Origin of the sequence: Bradyrhizobium sp. CCBAU 51627 (assembly GCF_028128765.1) — a bacterium.
Classification (GTDB): Bacteria; Pseudomonadota; Alphaproteobacteria; order Rhizobiales; family Xanthobacteraceae; genus Bradyrhizobium.
Genome location: NZ_LBJG01000024.1, coordinates 620396 through 634510, shown reverse-complemented (window position 1 = coordinate 634510; position 14115 = coordinate 620396). Strand labels below are relative to the sequence as shown.

Below are 14115 nucleotides of genomic sequence, written 5' to 3'. Positions count from 1 at the left end.
TCTATTCCTCAATCAGGACGAAACGTCCGCCCTTGATTTGCGACAAGAAGGTGGATCGCTTATCCAGTCCGAGATGGTCGGTCGGCGTAATGTTGTAGACGCCGTTCACGCCGGGCCACTCGCGCGTTTGCTCCATCGCATTCTTGATCGCGATGCGGGTTGCGGCGAGATCGTCGCTCTTGGCTTCCGCCATATGCTGATAGGCATTCACGGTGAGCAGCATCGCATCCCAAGACTGACCGGCGAACAGATCGACCTTTCCCTTGCCGTAGGCTGCGTCATAGAGCTCGGCGAACTTGGCAAGGACTGGACGAAGCGGATTATCCTTCGCGATCTGGTCGTAGACGTTGAGCGCACCCACACCGACTATCGCGCCCTCGACGTTCGCCTTTCCAATGTCGACGAACGCGTTGATCGACGAGCCGGCGCCATGATAAATCGGGCCCGTGAACCCAACCCGCTTGAGCGCCTCGTGCGCAAGATCCGCGGACGGCGGGATGGCATGAATGTAGACTGCATCAAGGCCCGCTTGCTTGAGGCGCAGCGCCTGTGGCGTAAAATTCGTGTCTTGCCGCGCAAAGCGTTCGGTTCCGGCGAGATCGATCCCGACTTCTTTGGCGACAGGCTGCAACTCCTTCAGGCCACCCTCGCCGTAGGCATCTTCAAGCCCGAAGAACCCGATCTTCTTGATGCCCTGGCGCTTCATGTAATTGAGGGTGCGCTGAAGCATCAACTTGTCGGACGTCGGCGTCTTGAACGTGAATGGGCGCTCGCTGGCGGGCTCAACGATCGCCGCGTTCGAGGCCATCGAGATCATGGTAATCTTCGCGGCCTTCACGGTGTCCAGGATCGCCATCGAACTTGGCGTGGTGGTGCAGCAAACGACGACATGAGCCTTGTCTTCTTCGATCGCTTTCCGCGTCAGGCTGACCGCCTTCGTTGGATCGGATCCATCATCGTACGAGATGACCTTGACCTTGAAGGGCAGATCGGTACGGGTCGACCAGGTCTTGTCGAACAATTCGACTGCGTTGCGCTCAGGAGCTCCCAGCGCAGAGGCTGCTCCCGTCACCGAGACGATTGCTGCAATACGCAGCTCCGGCTTGTCCTCGGCAAACCCGGGCTGGACACTTGCAAGAGCGATAGCGCCAGCGGAAATGAACCCGCACAAGCTTGTTGCGATGCGGTCACGCGTCACGGTCTTGGTCATGAAATCCCTCGGGGTTGCTGCTACCGTCACAAAGTGACACCGGCAGCTCCCGGGGGCTGTATCTGCGGATACATCCGCAATCGATAGATCTACGACTATGTGCTGCCAGATACAGCCGCGCGGTTTTTCAACGGGTAGTCGTGCTCTCCTGTCACCTCACCAAACCGAAGAGCCGCACAAATGAATGGCATCAAGGCTGAAGATTTTCGCAAGTTGTTCCGACGCCTGACAACCGGTGTCACCCTGATCGCGGTCGATGGCGAAAACGGCCCCGCAGGCATGACTGTCAATTCACTCACGCCGGTAAGCTTGGATCCACCGCTGCTGCTGTTTTGTGCGTCTGCCTCGAGCGCCACGGCGAAGCGCATAGCGACGATCGGCGCCTTTTCTGTAAATATATTAGCTGGTCACCAACAAGACGTCTCCATGCATCATGCTGGCCGGCCTCTTGCGACGCCTACCTGGTGCTGGCGCGAAAGTCACGGCGTGCCCTGGATCGACGGCGCAAATGCCGTCTTTCGTTGCCGTTTCGTCGAGGAATACCCTGGAGGCGACCACCGGATCCTTATCGGCCAGATCGAGGAGATGTTCGGACCTGAGACCGCCGCGACGCCTCTGCTTTATCACGGAGGACAGTATGCCCGCTTGCCGTACGAGGACGGGGACGTCGCTAACGTTCCGCGAACAGAGGATCTCTGGTGGACCGGTTAGTTTTCCTCGCTGTCCTCGTCGTTGGCGAGAATTGTAAATCCGTCTTCGATGAACAGCATCCCCTTTTCCCGGAGCCTGCCCATCGTTCGTGTGACGGTGACGCGAGACGTGCCAGTCATCGAAGCGATCTGTTCATGGGTCAGGTGCGTGATGATCTTGCGCCCCCGTTCATGATCGATCGCAAACATCTGGCTCAGCCGGCGGAGCAGCTCCAGGATCCGGTCCTCAGGGTCATTCGACACCAAGTGCTCAAGTCGCAAAGCGAGAATACGCTGCTTGAGACTGGTGAGCCGCAGCATGGCCAAGGCCAATTCAGGATCGGCTCGCAACAAGGATTCGATACGAGTCGTGTCGAACTCAAGCGCTTCCGTAGGTTCGACGGCCACCGCCGTAGAGAATCGAGGCAGCCCATCGAACGCTGAGCCTTCTCCACATAGCGCGTTCGGGCCCATGTTCTCGAGAACCACTTCGGTGCCGTCTCGCCTGAATATCGACACCTGCACCAAACCTGACTTGATGAAATAGAAGCAGGTATTGATCTCGTCCTGCCGATAAAGTTGTTCTCCTTCGGCAAATCGACGAGTCCGCACTTTACCCTCGAAGGATACAAGTTTGGCTGCGAGGGCATCCGTCATCCGCCAAGTGGCGGCGGCTTTTTTTGTCATTCTCACCGCTCATTTTTCGAAGGAATGACCCGGTCGTATCCGGCGATACAGCGCTCAACGAGCAGTGCACGGTACGCCAAGGTCGATGATAGCGCCAGAGGAGGCAATCGCAATGGGTTTAGCTCAACGGACCGCCGACGAGGTGGATTCGGACGTGCGTGGGGCGGAAATGGCCGTCGAAAGGACGGCCGCCCTCGTGCCGTGGCTCAGCGAGCAGGCGAGCCGGGTTGAAGAGGCGCGGCGCATTCCCGAAGATGTCGCTGAACGTCTGTTCGACACTAGGCTTTTCGACCTAATGCGCCCCTCACGTTTTGGCGGATTTGGCGTCTCCCCTCGCTTCGCATGGGAAGCGACCTTTCACGTCGCCAAGGGCTGCTCATCCAGCGCCTGGCTCGCCGGACTGACGAGCGCGAACATTATCATGCTTGGCAAGTTCTCGGCCGAAGCCCAGAAGGAAATCTTTGCGCCGGGCGTATCGCCGATTGTTCCCATGCTGACGGGCGGTGTGGGCCAGGACATCAAGATCCAACCGGCGGAAGGCGGCATCGTCCTGAGCGGACGATGGAGATATGCCTCTGGCGTCGACGTCTCGGATTGGTTGGGCCTTCTCATCAATATTCCCGCCCAGGGCGATGCGCCCGCTCCGCATGTGGTGCTCGTCCCGCAATCCGAGTTCTCCATCGATCACCAAAGCTGGCGCGTTATGGGGATGCGCGGCACCGGCAGCAAGAACATCACGCTCGGCAAGACCTTCGTTCCGTCTCATCGGTTCATGAACTGGGCCGAACTACAGGCGGGCAAGAAGCACCCCACATGTCCTAACACCGAACCGGTTTACGACTTCCCATTGAATACGGCTAACGCGATGTCGGTGCTGGCGCCGACGCTCGGCGTGGCAACCGCATGCAGCGAAGAGAGCATCAAGATCATTCGCGCTCGCGTCAGTTCGGGCAACCAGCAGGCGCAGATCAACGACAAGATCGCACAAGTCGACGCAGGTACGAGCGCCGCCACAATGAGCTTCTTGCGTGACTTCCTGCTCTCCGAGACCGCAGCAATCGAAGAGCAGATTCTCCGGAGCGGAACTCTTTCGCTGGAAGAACGAGGCCTGAGCCGTACGAAAGTCGCGATCGCGTCTCGCCAGGCTTTGACCTCCGCGCAGCGCCTTTTTGCGGCACTTGGCGGGTCCATGCTCCCGGAAGGAACTCGGATTGAACGCCTATTCCGCGATATTCACGCCATGAGCTCGCATTTCCTGCTGCAGCCCGAGCCGATCGCTGAGGCATATGGACGATTGCTGCTTGGACTCGAACTCTCACCAGGAACGCGTCTCTGATTGACGTCAACGAGGAAAGGATCCCTGATGACAAAGACGACCTACAGCTCGAAGAATTCCATGTTCGCTGCAGCGGGCGGCGGCTCGATTTTCGACAAGTTTCAGTATTCCTCGGCCGTGAAGGCCGGCGGCCTGATCTTCATCGCAGGACAAATTGGCCTCAATCCCGATGGATCGATGCCGGACAAACCCGAGCAGCAGTTCGTCAACGCGTTTGAACGGCTCAAGCTCGTTCTCGAAGAGGCCGGCGGCCAGATGAGCGACTTGGTCGAACTCGTCTCCTATCACGTCGGTCTGAGCTCCCACCTGGCGGACTTCATGAAGGTCAAGGAGAAGTATGTCCCGGCCCCATTTCCGACCTGGACCATCCTCGACATCGCCGGCCTAGCCCGTCCTGGTCTCATCATCGAGATCAAGGCGGTTGCCGTTGCGCGCAACTAGGCAAGACCGTCTACGTTTCCTCCCAGACTGGGTCGGGGCCTGACGGCCCCGACCATTTTTCTGAGTGAGACTTTCCTTTAAATTCGGGAAGCTCGTGCCTCCGGAATCCGATGCCTAGGACGCGGTCTTCGAACACTTGCTCAAAAGCCGGCCGGTCCGAGGTCAGCGAGACGTTGCGCGTACCTCGATCGATGCTGGAGCGCCTGATCGAAATTGCGCCCTCCCTATCCCGCCGGAGAATCACCAAAGGGCAATCCGTCTACCGTCAGGGCGAAGCGGCGACGCATGCCTATGTGGTTGTGTCCGGCCGCCTCGGTATCACAATGATCGGACAGGCGGGGCAGGAGTTGCTGATCGATATCGTTGGTCCCGGCGCGCTCTGTGGCGAGGGAGCCGCATTCGATGGCCTACCGCGCTTCTCCAGCGCAAGCGCCATCGAAGCGACCGAAGTCCTCCCGATTCCAGGGAAGGAGTTTCTCAAATTGATTTCGGCCGACGCCAAGCTTGCATCTCTGCTTGCGCACGCCACCGCGCTGAAGCAGCGCACACTCGCCGGTCGCCTCGTCCAGCTCGCGCAGAGCTCTCCCGAAGATCGCATTACGGAGCTCCTCTCGCAGATCGCCCGGCCTGAGCTGCCCGACGTTTTGCTCACTCATCAGCAGATCGCCAATCTGATCGGCGCATCGCGGATCACAGTGACGCGGGCAATGCAAAAGCTTCGCCGCACCGGCGCCATCACCTGCCAGCGTGGTCGCTACCGGCTGACACGAGCCCCGGCATGATCGCGGAACTGACCTGCCCCCTGTGACTGGCGGGATCATCCTCCTTTGTAGCGGTTGATACAGACGATTTCAGGTCCATCGCTAAGTTCACGCCCGTCTCACCCGAAGACGGAGCCACCCCATGAACAGTAGACGAATTAGGGATATCGCCGACATCCGAAAGCTCGGCCATATCGAGTTCCGCACGACGGATCTGGAGCGCGCAAGGGATTTCTACGTCAATCTGATCGGATTGCACGAGACAGAACGCGACGACAACCGCATCTATCTTCGCTGCACGGAGGACAAGCAGCATCACACGTTCATACTCCGCAAGGCGGAGTCCGCCGGTGTCGGGCATATCGGATTCGTGGTTGCAAGAGACGACCAGCTCGACAACATGAAAGCGCGCTTCGATGAGCTGGCCCTGCCAACCCGGTGGACCGACAACGACATGAAGGGGCAAGGCAGAACGCTGCGCGTCCAGGATCCCTTCGGCTTCCTCATCGACTACTACGCCGACATCAGAAGCGTGCCATGGCTCGTACAGCAGTATCATCTCCACAGAGGGGTCTCGCCAACACGTGTCGACCACGTCAATGTCCTCACGCCCGATGCCCAAGCCGGGTATGACTGGTACACGCAAGAACTTGGCTTTGGTTGCGCAGAATTGACCGAATCCGATCCCCCCGAGAAGCGGATTTGGGCAAGCTGGCTGTTCCGAAAGTCTACGGTACATGACATCGCCGTGATGACAGGCGCGGGTCCGGCTGCACATCACGTTGGCTTTTCGCTGGGCGATCCGCTTTCAATTATCCGCGCCTGCGACCTGCTCGCGGGCGCCGGCTACGCCGGCAATATCGAGCGCGGTCCCGCGCGGCACGGAATTTCGAACGCGTTATTTGTCTATGTTCGCGACCCCGATGGAAACCGATTTGAGCTCTACACCGGCGACTATCTGACCGGAAATACCTCTGCTCAACCGATCCGTTGGAATCTCAACAATCCCGTTCGCCAAACGCTTTGGGGAGCACCTCCGCCGCGCCGATGGTTCGAAGAATCCATGGCCGTGGAGACGTTCGACGGTGCCTCCACGAAAGAAACGAGGCCGGCCCTGATGCAATCCATCCCTAGTTATGTAGCCGACTGAAGCACGATCGCCCCTTGATCATGCCACCATCGACTCACCCTTAATCTTCAAGGTTACCATGCCACGTATAGTCATCATTCCCCCGACCGGTTTGCGCCCCGGCATTCCTTATTCGCCCGCCATACGCTGGGACAGGCTCCTCTTTATTTCCGGACAGACGGGCTCCCACCCTGTGACCCGCGAATTTCCCGAAGACATCCAGGCTCAGACTAGGATCGCCCTCGACAACATCAAGGCCTTGGCCGAGGCCGGGGGAGCCTCGCTTGAGACCGCGCTCAAGATGACGATCCACATGACCGACATGCTCAACGAATTCGCCCCGATGAACGAGGTATTCCGCGAGTATTTCCCCAAGGATCCACCTTCGCGAACAACGGTGGGGGTCGCTCATCTCGCTCGCGTCGGCCTGAAAATCGAAATCGACATGATCGCGGTCGTGAAAGATGCCGTTTAGGTGAGATCGAAAGACCGCTGCCCTCACCACGAACGCATCCAATCACATGGTGATGCCATGAACCAACTACCCACGAGCGCGCTTCTCTCGGACAATATGAATAAAGCGCGCGAATATTTGCGGCGATTTCGATCACAGGTCGTGCCACACCGAATTGGCGGACATCCAGGGTTGAGCGATCAAACCTTCGAAAATCTTGATCCATCCGACAATTCGGTTCTGTGCATGGTCGCGTCAGGCGGCGAAGCCGAAATCGATCGTGCTGCCCGCGCTGCCGAAGACGGTTTTAGGATCTGGAAAGACGTTCCCGGAGATCGGCGGCGCGCGCTGCTTCATCAGATAGCGGACCAGATCGAAGCTCGAGCTGAGGAAATCGCGCTCGTTGAGAGCATCGATAGCGGTCAGCCCATTCGCTACATGGCCAAGGCTGCGCTGCGTGGGGCTGAGAATTTTCGATTTTATGCGGATAAGGCACCGGAGGTCTCCGACGGCAAATCGCTCCCGACCCGGACGCACCTGAATTACACGTTACGTCAACCTATCGGACCTATCGGAATCATAACGCCGTGGAATACCCCCTTCATGCTATCCACGTGGAAGATCGCGCCGGCGTTGGCAGCAGGCTGCTCGATCGTTCACAAGCCGGCGGAATGGAGTCCCTTGTCCGCGGTCATTCTTTCGGAGATCATGACCGAGGTGTTCGAGAAGGCTGATTTGCCACCTGGCATCGCCAACCTTGTGCACGGCTTTGGCGAAACAGCCGGAAAGCTCCTGACCGAGCATCCATCCATCCGGGCAATCGCGTTCGTGGGCGAGTCGGTCACCGGCAGTCATATCATGGCGCAGGGCGCGCCAACCCTGAAGCGCGTTCACTTCGAGCTGGGCGGCAAGAACCCGGTCATCGTGTTTGACGATGCGGATCTCGAACGGGCGCGCGATGCGGTTCTCTTCATGATTTATAGCTTGAACGGACAACGCTGTACGTCATCAAGCCGTGCTCTCATTCAACGTTCCGTCTACGATCGATTCGTTTCAGACCTCGCCGCACGCGTTAAGTCGATCAAGGTAGGGCAGCCCCTAGACCCTTCGACTGAGATCGGGCCGCTCATCCATCCACGTCACGCCGAAAAGGTCTTGAGCTACGCCAAGTGTGCCGCGCAAGATGGCGCGCAGATCGCCACCGGCGGTGGTCGCGCACTGAACGGTAAGGGTAATTTTGTCGAGCCGACATTGTTCGTCGACGCTCAGAACACGATGAGGATTGCGCAGGAAGAGATCTTCGGTCCGGTATTAACGGTCATACCGTTCGATGACGAGGCCGATGCAATCCGCATCGCCAACGACGTCAAGTACGGCCTCGCCGCCTATATCTGGACCGGCGATGTCGGACGAGCTCACCGAGTGGCTCGAGATGTTGAAGCCGGCATGGTCTGGGTGAATTCCGAGAATGTGCGACATTTGCCGACCCCGTTCGGTGGCGTCAAAGCGAGTGGCATCGGACGCGACGGAGGCGACTATGCTTTTGACACCTACATGGAGCAGAAGAACATCGCCATCGGGCTGGACAGGCACCGGCCGCCAGCTATTGGCGTACGATGAGGGTACTGACCTCGCCGATTACGGAGCGACCCGCGCAAAGCTCCGTTTGCCCGCTCCGGCTAAGCCGCCGCAGACAAGCTACGATGAGCCGATGCCGACCGCGACCGATTGTACGCTCACGGGCTTTCCCGAAACGGTACGAAAGACGAAACTGCCCCGGCCGCCCCCCGAATTGGAAGTAGTCACCTCATTCTGCGTCAGGCTGCCGGCCGGGCTCGGACCGTGCAAAAGCTTCCATTTTCGATGCCGAGGTCTCTATGGCAAGAATCCTGGGATAAGGCGAAAGATCCACCCCAAATCTACGCGCATTGAAGATCTGCGGAACGATGCAGATGTCCGCGAGCGTCGGCTCCTCGCCAAACGAGAACGGGCCGGCGCCAAGCTGCTCCAATCGTCTCTCGATGGCCTCGAAGCCAGCTTCGATCCAATATTGGGACCATCTCGCGCGAAGCGTTTCGTCAACCCCCATCTCTGTCAAACGATTGAGCACCCTCAGGTTCCCGATCGGATGAATATCGCAGCAGACAACGAGAGAAATCTCACGCGCGATGGCGCGTCCGGCCGGCGTCTTCGGCAAGAGCGGTGGCTGGGGATGCATCTCGTCGAGATACTCTATGATGGCGAGTGACTGGGCGAGATGCAAATCGCCTTCGATCCAGTATGGTACCAGACCTGCGGGGTTGATGGTCCGGTAGGCGGGCTCGGACTGCTCTCCCTTCCGCAGATGTACGAAGCGGCTGACTGGATCAAATCCCTTGAGGCCAAGGGCAATTCGAACGCGATAGGCAGCGGTCGAACGGAAATAACCGTAGAGGACGGCATCAAGACGATTGGTCATTCTCATCTATCCAAGGCCCCAAAAGCGCGGCTCGAGAAATTGCTAGAGTCTTCGCAGTTGGCTCACGTTTTGATTGCGGGTTGCGAGCGGAGATTTCGACAATGATATCCCCGCTCTTCGATATCCTTTCGAATCTGGTCGCTCACGGAATGCGTCCGTCTCTTCCGTCGCCAGATCCCGACGAATTGAGATGGAATAGACGCGGCACCAGGAAGGACCAGCAGCTCCTTCCGGCCATTTACGTATACAGCGTACATGCGCTCAAGCCCCTGCACTCCCGACGACGGTTATGGGCCAACCATCGCCAAACCAGGCTTCTGGCCGCCCGTCCGGTCATCTCCTCTCCGCAGCGAACTTATTGTCGGTTCTCGCAGCCTGTACCGTGAGCTCGAGGCCACCTGGAACCGCGGCGAGGAGCGAGACGGTGTAGTCATCTTGAGGGTTGCGAAAAACGGTCTCCGTCTCACCAATTTCGACGATCCGCCCCCGGCTCATTACGGCCACTCGATCACAGATATTGGAGGCGACGCGCAGATCATGCGTAATGAAGAGCATCGAGAAGTTCAGCTTTTTGCGCAGACTTTCAAATAGGTCCAGCACCTGGGCCTGCACCGAAACGTCTAGCGCCGAGACCGGCTCGTCAGCGACAATTATCTCTGGCTCCATGGCCAGCGCTCTTGCGATGCATATACGTTGTCGCTGTCCGCCGGAGAATTCATGTGGAAAGCGATCGAGGTCGTGACGCCGGAGGCCTACGAGTTCAAGCAAACCGCCAGCTTGATCAACAGCTTCCTTGTACTTGGTCCCATAGTATATGGGGCCTTCCGTGATTGCCTGGCCGACGGTGCGCCGTGGATTGAGCGATTTGTATGGATCCTGAAAGATCATCTGAATCCTCCGCCGGAAGTTTCGCAAGCCTGCGCCGCTCAATAGCTCGATATTGTGGCCATTGATCGAGATGCGTCCCCTATCCGGCACTTCAAATCGCATGACGCACTTCGCCAGCGTCGTCTTGCCCGAGCCGGATTCGCCCACAATGCCAACCGTTTCACCCCTGCCAATTTCAAAAGACACGCCGTTCAATGCTCTCGTCTCACGTTTTCTTCCACTGAGCGAGCGACTTTGGTAGGTAAGGTGGAGGTTGTCGGCCTTGAGCACGGGTTCGGTCGTGCCCTCGACTGACCTACGAAACCGAAAGCTCGGCACTGCGGCAACGAGCGCCTGCGTATAGGGATGCGACGGATTGTCCAGCACATCGCGCGGGCCGCCACGCTCGACGACTCGACCGTGCCGCATGACAAGAATTTCGTCGGCGACCTCTGCCACAACGCCGAAGTCGTGCGTAATCAACAAGAGCGCACTTTTGTGTTTGAATAAGAGCTCCCGAAAGAGCTTGAGGATCTGAGCTTGCGTGGTGACATCGAGCGCTGTGGTCGGTTCATCGGCAATTATGAGGGCCGGCTCAAGAGCCAAGGCCATCGCAATCACGGCGCGCTGCCGTTGTCCGCCCGACAGCTGGTGTGGGTAGCTATGACGGATGCCGGCCGGATCCGGCAGGTGAACGTCTGTCAGCAATTCCAGCACGCGGTCATCGATCGCGCGTTTTCGCGAATTCGGTTCATGGATCTTAATGACCTCGGCAATTTGTGCCCCGATTGTCATGACCGGGTTCAGCGCCGTCAGCGGCTCCTGGAAGACCATCGCCATCCGGCTTCCCCGCAACTCGCAAAGTCGCCGATCGCTTGCGACGGCGATTTCCTCACCCTCCAAGAGAATTGAGCCGCGAGAAATCGTCAGCAGCTTCCTTGGCAAGACACCCATGACCGAGGCAGCCGTAACAGACTTGCCCGAGCCGGATTCGCCCACCAGGCAGACGATCTGCCCTTGGCGCACTTCGAGATCCACATCTTCGATCGCATTCTCGCGGTCCATGCCCGCGGGCAACGCGACCGTGAGCTGGTTTACCTTCAGAAGAATCGATGGCTCCGTCATGCCGAGACCTTCGTCATTCGGGACAGTCGCGGATCGAGCCGATCGCGTAAGCCGTCGCCAAGTATGTTGACTGCCAGGACCGTGATCGCGAGAAAAAGGCCGGGAAAAATGATCGTCCAAGGCGCCCGTTGGAACACCGCGCGGCCTTCCGCCAGGATGTTGCCCCATGACGGGATGTCTGGTGGGAAGCCAACTCCTAAGAAGCCGAGAACGGCTTCAAACAGGATGGCCGCCGCGAACATGTAGGTTGCCTGAACCACGAGGGGAGCCATGCAACTCGGCAATATATGGCGGAAAAGTATAATCCGGCGGGGTAGTCCGAGCCCTTGTGCTGCCTGAACGAATGCTTCTTCGCGTACTGTGAGGACGACACCACGGACCAGGCGGGTCACTCGCGGAATCTCGGCGAACGCGATCGCCGCAACAATCGTAAAAAGACTCGGCCGCAGCAACGAAACCATGGCAATAGCCAGGAGCAGCGCCGGGATCGCCATCACGCCATCCATAATTCGCATAATGATTGCATCGAGAACGCGGGAAGCCCCTGCAATCAATCCGATGACAGTTCCGCAGACGCCCCCGGCGAGCGCCGAGGTCGCACCTACAAGAAGTGACGTTCTTCCACCGAAAATAACGCGGCTCAAAACATCTCTTCCAATGGCGTCCGTTCCAAACCAGAGTTCAGCGTTTGGAGGCTTAAGACGAAGACGGGGCCTGATTTGCGCCGGATCCAGACCATGCAGGAACGGCGCGGCGAGCGACAGAACGATCAGGACGAGTAACAGGCCTCCCCCGATGCCGATTGCCATGTTGATCTTCATCACTGGAAATCGCCTGATGAGGAGGCGTTGGGTCATCAGCATTGTCGTCAGTACCGGATACGAGGATCGACCACGATGTAGAGCACGTCGACGACAAGGTTGATGCCGACGTAGAAGAGCGCGAAGAGAAGGATGAGCCCCTGGACGACAGGGTAGTCTCGACTGAGAATGGCATCGATCGTGAGCCGTCCTAGGCCAGGGATGTTGAATACGCTCTCGGTGACCACAACACCGCTGATGACAAGGGCCACGGCTGCGCCAACGACAGTGATAATTGGTATTGCCGCGTTCGGCAGCGCATGGCGCCAGAGGATGCGGGCTCCGCTGCTCCCCTTCGCGAGTGCTGTCTTTATGAAGTTTTCGCCGAGCACATCGAGGACACTCGATCGCGTGACGCGCGAGATCAGGGCAATTAGGACGCAGGACAACGTCAACGATGGCAGCACCAAGTGCTTGATGCTTCCGACGAGGTCCTGAAATGGGCTTACGTAGCCTTGGACCGGTAGCAGGTCGGCCCACATTGCGAAGGCCAAGATCAACAGATAGCCAGTCACGAAGGTCGGCATGGAAAAGCCGGCGACCGACAGCGCCATGACGGCTCGATCGACCCAACGATTGTGATTCCAAGCAGCGATTGTACCCAGCGGAACCGCGATAACGACAGTAAGGACAATTGAGCAGACAGCGAGCACAAGGGTTGGCTCCAGTCGGTCAAGCACCAAGGTCAACACAGACTGCTTCGATTGGATCGAGACGCCGAGATTGCCCTTGGCCATTTCCTCGAGCCAGATGCTGTATTGCGTATAGATCGGCTGATCTAATCCAAGGGCGGCTCGCAACTGCTCAATTCGCTCTGGCGAGGCGGCGTCTCCGGCCATGATGGTTGCAGGGTCACCGGGGCTGAAGCGAAGCAGCGCAAAGACGACCGTCGCAACGACAAAGATGACCGGAATTGCCGCAGCAATGCGCAGTGCAATCAGGATCAGCATCGGAGCAACCTGGCTGGTGACGACTTGAACGAGAGCCCCACTTGGCCGTTTTTTCGCGCTCCGTCGGCCCGGGTGGGCCAGCACAATGTGCACGTACCGCCAGAAGGAGAAACAGAGCGCTGCATGAACCCTCAGCTCAAGGTAATTGCTCACTCCGAAGTCTAGGGTCGGCCTCCTCCCACAATTGTATCTCGGTATACTGGACTGTCGGCTTTTCCGGCCAACAGTAGTGGGGCATTCCGCGCCACGCCTGCCGCCCACACTACCGACTCGGTTCGGGCCAGCTAAAGTTACCGCCGGCGCGGATGATCAGTCGCCCGATTACTTTCCCAATCTCGAGGCACTTGATCTCCGCTCGTCTGCTGCGGGTTCACGTGAAGGTGCCGCCGATCCACACCTGCTCTACTTCAAGCTTAATTCACAGCCTATATCAGACGTTGTCGGCTTTTTGGTGGAATAGACCTGCCATGTGACGTCATGGATAGGTATCAGCTTCAGAATTTTGAACTTTCCAGGGTTCTCGCTGGCGAATGATGTAAACGTTACCGCGGAATCGACCTCGCCAGCGACCAGTTTCCTACCGGCGTCCACATTTGAACGGACCGAAATCTTGACTTCGTACGACATGCCGTCGAAGACTTTTGCCGTTACCGGCATGAAGGCCACGGACCTTGGAGTTTGCACCGTCTCACGCGTCAGCAAACCCATTTCGTACGTGGCACCTTTGAAGCATTCTTCCAGAAAGATCTTATTCTCCCCTTGCTTCGCCATTTCCTTCTGCTGGGGGTGCGCCGGCGTAACGATGACGTAGTTGATCTTGCCATTTGCAAGGTCGTCGCCCGCGATGAGGAAACTATCGTAGTACACGATCTCGGGGTTGGCGACCTTGCGATAAGCGATCCAGCGTTTGACATTCAGATCATGATTGGTGCCTTCCGGAGCCAGCGTGCCAATTTTTACGCTCGGGGTTGCCGTTTGTGCGGCTTGGATGGGCGCCGTCGCAACCTGCGACAGGAGAAGAACTGCCGCAGTCCTTGCCATGTGGCTCATTTTGGTAACCTCCTTAAGAGCTCTCTTCAATTCGTACTAGCCCTCCGATCGATGGCCGGAGGTATGTCCTGTCAGCATCCCTGGTTTTGGAGACAGCC

At 58.2% G+C, this 14115-nt stretch carries 14 protein-coding genes; 7 read left to right on the top strand and 7 right to left on the bottom strand.

The features are described 5' to 3' along the window. Position 1 precedes the first annotated feature (1 nt). The gene (locus XH88_RS17925; protein ID WP_271669583.1) at positions 2–1210 is read right to left on the bottom strand and encodes an ABC transporter substrate-binding protein; all 1209 of its coding nucleotides are present in this window, start codon (positions 1208–1210) and stop codon (positions 2–4) included. A 180-nt stretch (positions 1211–1390) separates the two neighbouring features. On the opposite strand from XH88_RS17925, the gene XH88_RS17920 reads away from it, so the two are divergent. Further along, on the top strand, positions 1391–1921 hold the full coding sequence (locus XH88_RS17920) for a flavin reductase family protein (RefSeq protein ID WP_271669582.1): 531 nt from the start codon (positions 1391–1393) through the stop codon (positions 1919–1921). Here the strand turns inward: XH88_RS17920 and XH88_RS17915 are convergent. Further along, positions 1918–2586, bottom strand: a complete 669-nt coding sequence (locus tag XH88_RS17915; protein WP_271669581.1) for a Crp/Fnr family transcriptional regulator — start codon at positions 2584–2586, stop codon at positions 1918–1920. The two genes, XH88_RS17920 and XH88_RS17915, sit on opposite strands and share 4 nt — an antisense overlap. 112 nt (positions 2587–2698) lie before the next feature. On the opposite strand from XH88_RS17915, the gene XH88_RS17910 reads away from it, so the two are divergent. The 6 genes from XH88_RS17910 (at position 2699) to hpaE (ending at position 8327) form a co-directional block, all read left to right on the top strand. Beyond that, entirely contained in the window at positions 2699–3922 is a 1224-nt protein-coding gene (locus XH88_RS17910; protein WP_271669580.1) for an acyl-CoA dehydrogenase family protein, read from the top strand. A gap of 27 nt (positions 3923–3949) precedes the next feature. Continuing rightward, entirely contained in the window at positions 3950–4363 is a 414-nt protein-coding gene (locus tag XH88_RS17905) for a RidA family protein (RefSeq protein ID WP_271669579.1), read from the top strand. A gap of 191 nt (positions 4364–4554) precedes the next feature. After that, the gene (locus XH88_RS17900) at positions 4555–5145 is read left to right on the top strand and encodes a Crp/Fnr family transcriptional regulator (protein WP_271669578.1); all 591 of its coding nucleotides are present in this window, start codon (positions 4555–4557) and stop codon (positions 5143–5145) included. Between the two features lie 121 nt (positions 5146–5266). Beyond that, on the top strand, positions 5267–6274 hold the full coding sequence (gene hpaD / locus XH88_RS17895; protein ID WP_271669577.1) for a 3,4-dihydroxyphenylacetate 2,3-dioxygenase: 1008 nt from the start codon (positions 5267–5269) through the stop codon (positions 6272–6274). A gap of 91 nt (positions 6275–6365) precedes the next feature. Continuing rightward, positions 6366–6728 carry a RidA family protein gene (locus XH88_RS17890; RefSeq protein WP_271669576.1) on the top strand — a complete coding sequence of 121 codons (363 nt, stop codon included), beginning with the start codon at positions 6366–6368 and terminating at the stop codon, positions 6726–6728. Between the two features lie 57 nt (positions 6729–6785). Further along, positions 6786–8327 carry a 5-carboxymethyl-2-hydroxymuconate semialdehyde dehydrogenase gene (gene hpaE / locus XH88_RS17885; RefSeq protein ID WP_271669575.1) on the top strand — a complete coding sequence of 514 codons (1542 nt, stop codon included), beginning with the start codon at positions 6786–6788 and terminating at the stop codon, positions 8325–8327. 187 nt (positions 8328–8514) lie between these two features. Here the strand turns inward: hpaE and maiA are convergent, their stop codons facing one another. From maiA to XH88_RS17860, 5 genes are all read right to left on the bottom strand, one after another. Continuing rightward, positions 8515–9165: a maleylacetoacetate isomerase gene (gene maiA, locus XH88_RS17880; RefSeq protein ID WP_271669574.1), complete on the bottom strand. Its 651-nt coding sequence runs from the start codon at positions 9163–9165 to the stop codon at positions 8515–8517. Positions 9166–9498: 333 nt separating this feature from the next. After that, a complete protein-coding gene (locus tag XH88_RS17875) occupies positions 9499–11157 on the bottom strand; it encodes a dipeptide ABC transporter ATP-binding protein (protein ID WP_271669573.1) in 1659 nt (552 codons plus the stop codon). After that, positions 11154–12014: an ABC transporter permease gene (locus XH88_RS17870; protein ID WP_271669572.1), complete on the bottom strand. Its 861-nt coding sequence runs from the start codon at positions 12012–12014 to the stop codon at positions 11154–11156. The genes XH88_RS17875 and XH88_RS17870 overlap by 4 nt, the downstream gene beginning before the upstream one ends. Before the next feature lie 11 nt (positions 12015–12025). Next, the gene (locus XH88_RS17865) at positions 12026–12967 is read right to left on the bottom strand and encodes an ABC transporter permease (protein ID WP_271669571.1); all 942 of its coding nucleotides are present in this window, start codon (positions 12965–12967) and stop codon (positions 12026–12028) included. Between the two features lie 402 nt (positions 12968–13369). Further along, entirely contained in the window at positions 13370–14017 is a 648-nt protein-coding gene (locus XH88_RS17860; protein WP_271669570.1) for a hypothetical protein, read from the bottom strand. Positions 14018–14115 lie beyond the last annotated feature (98 nt).

Bases quoted from the DNA above. Each gene is read 5' to 3' on its own strand.
- XH88_RS17865 (WP_271669571.1), bottom strand. From the start codon at position 12,967: ATGCTGATCCTGATTGCACTGCGCATTGCTGCGGCAATTCCGGTCATC.
- XH88_RS17910 (WP_271669580.1), top strand. From the start codon at position 2,699: ATGGGTTTAGCTCAACGGACCGCCGACGAGGTGGATTCGGACGTGCGT.
- XH88_RS17905 (WP_271669579.1), top strand. From the start codon at position 3,950: ATGACAAAGACGACCTACAGCTCGAAGAATTCCATGTTCGCTGCAGCG.
- XH88_RS17915 (WP_271669581.1), bottom strand. From the start codon at position 2,586: ATGACAAAAAAAGCCGCCGCCACTTGGCGGATGACGGATGCCCTCGCA.
- hpaD (WP_271669577.1), top strand. From the start codon at position 5,267: ATGAACAGTAGACGAATTAGGGATATCGCCGACATCCGAAAGCTCGGC.
- hpaE (WP_271669575.1), top strand. From the start codon at position 6,786: ATGAACCAACTACCCACGAGCGCGCTTCTCTCGGACAATATGAATAAA.
- maiA (WP_271669574.1), bottom strand. From the start codon at position 9,165: ATGACCAATCGTCTTGATGCCGTCCTCTACGGTTATTTCCGTTCGACC.
- XH88_RS17920 (WP_271669582.1), top strand. From the start codon at position 1,391: ATGAATGGCATCAAGGCTGAAGATTTTCGCAAGTTGTTCCGACGCCTG.
- XH88_RS17925 (WP_271669583.1), bottom strand. From the start codon at position 1,210: ATGACCAAGACCGTGACGCGTGACCGCATCGCAACAAGCTTGTGCGGG.
- XH88_RS17900 (WP_271669578.1), top strand. From the start codon at position 4,555: ATGCTGGAGCGCCTGATCGAAATTGCGCCCTCCCTATCCCGCCGGAGA.
- XH88_RS17875 (WP_271669573.1), bottom strand. From the start codon at position 11,157: ATGACGGAGCCATCGATTCTTCTGAAGGTAAACCAGCTCACGGTCGCG.
- XH88_RS17870 (WP_271669572.1), bottom strand. From the start codon at position 12,014: ATGACCCAACGCCTCCTCATCAGGCGATTTCCAGTGATGAAGATCAAC.
- XH88_RS17860 (WP_271669570.1), bottom strand. From the start codon at position 14,017: ATGAGCCACATGGCAAGGACTGCGGCAGTTCTTCTCCTGTCGCAGGTT.